The organism is Mesotoga sp. UBA5847, from assembly GCF_002432735.1.
In the GTDB taxonomy this organism is placed as follows: Bacteria; Thermotogota; Thermotogae; order Petrotogales; family Kosmotogaceae; genus Mesotoga.
Map to the genome: position 1 here is coordinate 1 of NZ_DJGL01000040.1, position 5,409 is coordinate 5,409.

5 protein-coding genes are annotated in these 5,409 nt (G+C 42.1%); all 5 read right to left on the reverse strand.

Annotated features, from left to right (window positions below; genetic code table 11):
* Positions 1-851: 851 nt before the first annotated feature.
* On the reverse strand, positions 852-1,910 hold the full coding sequence (locus B3K91_RS04490) for a hypothetical protein (RefSeq protein WP_292594093.1): 1,059 nt from the start codon (positions 1,908-1,910) through the stop codon (positions 852-854).
* A gap of 330 nt (positions 1,911-2,240) precedes the next feature.
* Complete coding sequence (locus B3K91_RS04495; protein ID WP_292594095.1) at positions 2,241-2,537, reverse strand: hypothetical protein; 297 nt, start codon at positions 2,535-2,537, stop codon at positions 2,241-2,243.
* The gene (locus tag B3K91_RS04500) at positions 2,497-3,090 is read right to left on the reverse strand and encodes a hypothetical protein (RefSeq protein ID WP_292594097.1); all 594 of its coding nucleotides are present in this window, start codon (positions 3,088-3,090) and stop codon (positions 2,497-2,499) included. Before B3K91_RS04500 ends, B3K91_RS04495 begins: the two co-directional genes overlap by 41 nt.
* A 363-nt stretch (positions 3,091-3,453) precedes the next feature.
* Complete coding sequence (locus B3K91_RS04505) at positions 3,454-4,419, reverse strand: thermonuclease family protein (RefSeq protein WP_292594099.1); 966 nt, start codon at positions 4,417-4,419, stop codon at positions 3,454-3,456.
* Positions 4,416-5,123, reverse strand: a complete 708-nt coding sequence (locus B3K91_RS04510; protein ID WP_292594101.1) for a nuclease-related domain-containing protein — start codon at positions 5,121-5,123, stop codon at positions 4,416-4,418. Before B3K91_RS04510 ends, B3K91_RS04505 begins: the two co-directional genes overlap by 4 nt.
* Between the last annotated feature and the right edge of the window lie 286 nt (positions 5,124-5,409).

Consider the following 5,409-nt stretch of genomic DNA (forward strand, 5'->3'; position numbering starts at 1 on the left):
TCAGCCCGAAGTAATTCTATACGGGACACCGTTCTTTAAGTAATGGATCTTGCTCCCGCTCTACGCCCTCGATCCTAAACCAACGAAGAACCTAGTCGCGAAGCGTCGGAACGAAGAACTGCTCTTGTTCTAAAAATGGAGTCTGTCCCTATTTTTACGCTCTGCCCGCTCTTATGAAGGAAGAACTGCTCTTGTTCCTAAAAATGGAGTCTGTCCCTATTTTTCTGTTCCCCTATTTTTCCAACTTTCCTATTTTTCTCAACGTTTCCGAGCGAAAATGGGGACTGACGGGATCCTGACGTCTGTCCCCGTTTTTCGCTACTATACTGTCATCCCATGTAATCCCGTAGTACTCTCATGCGGGATCTAGATCGGGGTCTTATGCCGTTGATCCTGAACCAACAACCAACGAAGAACAAAGCTCCTAGCTCTGGAACGAGGAACTTGGGCGCAGCGCGCCGGAACCGCTCTTTCGCTCTTGAGAAAATGGAGTCTGTCCCTATTCTATTTTAAGAGATACCTCTTCTTGTATCACTTTTGTCTTCATCTCTCATTGCATTGCTCTCCTGAATGAAGAACTATATTACGCAATGTAAATAAAGTAGTCTGTTCCGAAAAGACCTATCTCCAATATCCTTGCGGGGTAAATATGCTCTTGTCGGAGAACGGCGGACCGTTGACGGAAAGCCTGCTTGGACGCGAAGCGTCGGAACGAAGAACTGCTCTTCTTCCGCTCTTTCAATGACGGGTCCACGCTCCTGGACGAAGGTCGAAGGATGGCTCTCTGCAAGCTCTTATGAAGGAAGAACTGCTCTTGTTCTCAAAAAGGGAGTATGTCCCTATTCTATTTTTTACTTCCAACTTCCATTCTCAGCAACGAAAATTATGTTCCTAGCTTTCTCGCCTTTGTGACGTTTTGTGCAATGGACTTCCTGACCGCAACACTGTAGAAAAGCGTGAGAATTGTTCTCTGTTGAATGGTGGTATGTTCTCAACCAAATCACCCTTTTTCTTCCTTCCTTGCTCCATAGATCATAGGGACCACGATTTGACTTAGATCCATGGTGCGGGGTGGTTGCTATCATACCGTCTTCCCAGAAAATACGATTTTCTATATTGAAGTCCGAATCAGCAAAGAAGATTACTTCTTTAGAACTTGATGAGGATGGAGATCTGAAAACCAGGCTTTGCTCATTTACTACGGTCAGAGCAAGAAACTCAAGAGCAGACAACGTGTTTCCAATTTGGCTTATTCTATTGACATTAGAAGTCTCATATGAGTTTAGCGGCTCAAGAATTCCAACGTGCCCCCCGAAAACCATTTTTTCATCATAAAGAAAGAAACGAATTCTATCAATTCCTTGTTTGGATGAGGCGGCCTTAACTATCTCCACTAGATTATTTATTGGCGTGACGCTTTTTTTTAGAAGGAGAAACGACTTTCTAGTGAATTCAATGTATGGTCTAGATCCCACATATATTGAAAACACTTCATTGCTGCTTTTTTTTGGTTCAAGTTCATCTCTGATTTTGGATATCTCTACTCGTAATGAGTTGGATTGATTAAAGTATTCATTGACTCTCTCAGTAGTTACCAAGTTTGAAACAAATCCCATGAGTTCGGTTTCATCTTTTCGAGAAGCAGCATCATTCACTCCTGATCTTGTGTCTTTATCTGGATCTCCCTCACGTAGTTTTCTAAGTATCTTGTCCCTGTTTTCTAGATAGAATTCTGAAAGAAAACCACTAAGACTAATGCGCCAGGATTTTGAATACTCTTCCCTGCAAAATTCGTTTATTTCTTCAGAAAGTTGTGAAAGAAATGAACAAGGGTTGCTTAGCAAATCTTCCAGTTTCAGTAGCCAAATTGCTGGTAGCCAGACTTCTTTACAGTGAAGATCGCTTCTCAAGAAACTCAGAATGCCTTTCGAATGATCGGAATCATTATGTGTACAAATCAGGTAATCTACACTCTTCTCACCCGTTGCTTTTTTGAAGATTTGATGGAAATTTTTCCTGCCGCCTCCATCAACCTGAATTCTGAAGCTTTGCTTCTTAAGGAAAAAGGCATCTCCCTGATATACACCAATCGCAATTAGCTTATCTGAATCATGGCTTGAATCGTATTCCACAGTCTCCATAAAAAACTCGCCTCCTTTTGAGTTTCATAAAACGCTATCAGTCGTTAATTCTGTCAACTTAAAAACCTCGGATTCTGTTTGCGTGATCCACAAAAGCACTTAATCGTTTGCTGGCTCTACTGGTGGAAAGAAAGACGCCCAGATCAGTAACGGATGAATTGAATCATCAAAGCCCTTGTGAAGCTCCACAAGAAGATCTGCAATTTCGAATCTGTAACCATTAACATAATCGGTGAATTCTTCGGATGAAGATATGACTCTCGGTCCTTTCTGATGAATCGCCATGTTGTTGCGTAAATTCTTCAGTCTTTTCCAATAGGCAAAATCACGGCTTCCCTCAGTAATTCTTCCCGGTTTACCCGTAAGCTTTTCTGGCCAGTTTAGTATTTTTTTCACCAATTGCCGTTTCTCTGATTTCAGATTTTATTATCACATCCTCTGCATTCAACTGCTTGCGTTGTTCATTCTTTAAGTAAGCTTTTGTGTTCAAGAAAGATTCAATCGAGGCAATACCACTAGTCAGGCAGTCTAGGAAAGCGTCAAAATTGAAATCAATAACTGCCTCCAGAAATTGACGGAAAGATCTACCAGATTTCGCCCAGCAATCGTTAATAGCCAGATCCATACCACCAGCTGAGGATGAAATTGGTATACCACTCTGAGGATCCACAAATGAAAGCATCCCATGTCCATCTATTCTTACTTTTACATCAATCTTGTTTAGAAAAGGGAGCTTTAAAACTTCAAAGTACTTCTGAGCTTGCCAGATTAGTCTCTCTGGAGGCCAATCTGGCAAGTATTCTTCGTGAAGCTTCGTAAGCATCTCCACGTCACTCCACCCTCGAATCAATGAATTGCCTTCAGTCATTGAATACTGGTACTTGTAAAGTAATCCTGCCAGTTTCAACGCTTCACTTCTTGCAAGTGATGATCTGATAATGAATCTCATTTGATCTTCACACTCCCATCTGGTGTTCCACTCAGATCTGTTTTTCTGCCTTGCAGAAGCATTACTGGATAATGCTTTGAAGCATTTCCCCCGAAGAGTTTTACGATTAGGATCAGAGAAACTAATAATGCTTTCATTTTACTACTTTATCAACATAAAACAAAATTCAGTTGATTGGCAATGTTATACAAGTTACTCATTAACTATTGACTATCTCTCTGAGATAATGGTAATAGTGATTTTCTTTCGTTAACTACCTGCACATGGCCTCTTTTGCAAGCGAACATACTGAATCTCCAGACGAGCCAAAAACTCTGTCTATACACATTGGTGGTTTTGGGGGAATAATAACAAGAGAGCCCATCAATCAAGTGAATACTGCGCAGAGAGAAGAAACAAAAGGACCCGGTCCGGTGAGTAAGGACCAGTTGAACTTGATGCAAGCAGCTTGTTGTTAATTCGCGCAGTCACAGTCATATTCTTTCCCTTGCTCTTTGTAGAGATTCTAACTGTCAGATTGAAACATGTCTTATCCCAAGTTTCATCCAGCTCAATAACGTGAACATGTGGAACTACTCCCCTGATCTCCTGTCTGATCTTCGTGTTTGGGTAAGACCTTTCAATCTCCACATAACCGTTGTAAGCTGTATCAAAGTCTCCTGTAACTGTAATCGAAAGTGTTCTGTTGGAAGTCTTCTTCTCATTTGAGATGACGCTTGCTTCAAGAGAGGTTTCAGGGTTCTCATCCTCGCTCCAAATTCCAGTCTGGTTGCTCTTCGCGTAGTGCTTTGCCTCTTCCATGTATTCATAAAGCTTTCCTTTGACGTTAGTTTCAGGAACATAATCACAGAGACCATTCATAACCAGCAAAAGATTTGCAGATATCAAGACCTCTGTACCTTCATGCTCGTAAGGGAACCACAAATAGCATAGATAATTAGAATCAGAATCGTATCTGAGAGCATCGAATGATAGAAAGACATCGCTATCTAGAAGTGCATTTCTCATTAGTGTGGTGGCTCTCTCCAAATAAGGAATGAAGGGCACTCCTTCTCTTGGAAGCCTCACTCCAATAAGTCTCAGCCTGGGATAGAACTTCCCTATCGCAACATCCATATGAGCGGCGTCATCTATCCTCTCTACTTGTCCTTCTTCCATTTCTGTAAAGGAAGCGCTTAGATCGATGAACTCCCTTGCGTAAAAGACTTCGTCTCCCGAGATGTCAAGAACAATCGGCGTGAGAGCGAGCGCAAAGGTCCCAAGCAATAGAATAAACACTATCAGAAAAGCCCTTGCAAACCGGAGGTGAAAAGCGGCTGTAGAACTCACGATATCTTCGACCTCACATTTTCAATATGAGCGCTCTTTGTAAAGCTGTCGGCATGAGTGAACCCCATTAGCTTCACGTAGATCCTATCGACTTGTTCGGGATTAAATACATTCGGAGAACTCATCATGTCAAGCTTCACGTTTCTCAATAGACTGTCTCTCTTCATAACAAATACATTTGGCGAATTGACATTAACTCTCTTCAGGGTGCAACGCTCACTGAAAACTATATACGACTTGTATAGCTCTGGATTATGAAGTCCGGTAGCATATTTCAGGGCCGTTATGTGGCCATTGTTCTGCCAGACGGGATTGTAGAAGTGATTCTTCTGCTTGTTCTCTAGAACTTGAGTCCAGTTCTTTCCCTTCTCGTCGCCGAAGATCCAGCCGCTGTAGTTCTTTGATTCAAATACATATATTCCAGTTTCGGCTATCATCAAGACATCTATCTCCGTAGTCAATCCGTCCGCCTTTGAGAGATAGATATTTGTCATAAGCCGATGATACCTTTCGAGTTTCTCAAGCCCCGAAAAGATAAGAAACTCACCGTAGTTCCCCTTATTGAAAAGAATCTGCAGAAAGGAGTTGTCGCTCGCATCTTTATACGAAGACTTCCTGTACTTAAAATAGATACTCAAGACATACAGAACGACGAAACCAATCGCAAGAAGAACGATTACAGAAAGAAATGCACTCAATGACATACGTTACCCCCTGGGATCCCACAAAGATAAGTAGCCAGCGATCGCCTGCAAAAAGGACCGGCTCCCGCATCTAAGCAGATTCCCCAGAGGAAGAAATGAAAGAAAACCAACAACAGAATTCTAGCATATGTACTCGCTTGAACAACAATCGCTGCGCCTACTGAGAGCGCGAAAGATATTTCTTAACTACAATACTGTCATCCCATGTAATCCCGTAGTACTCTCATACGGGATCTAGATCGGGATCTTATGCCGTTGATCCTGAACCAACGAAGAACAAAGCTCC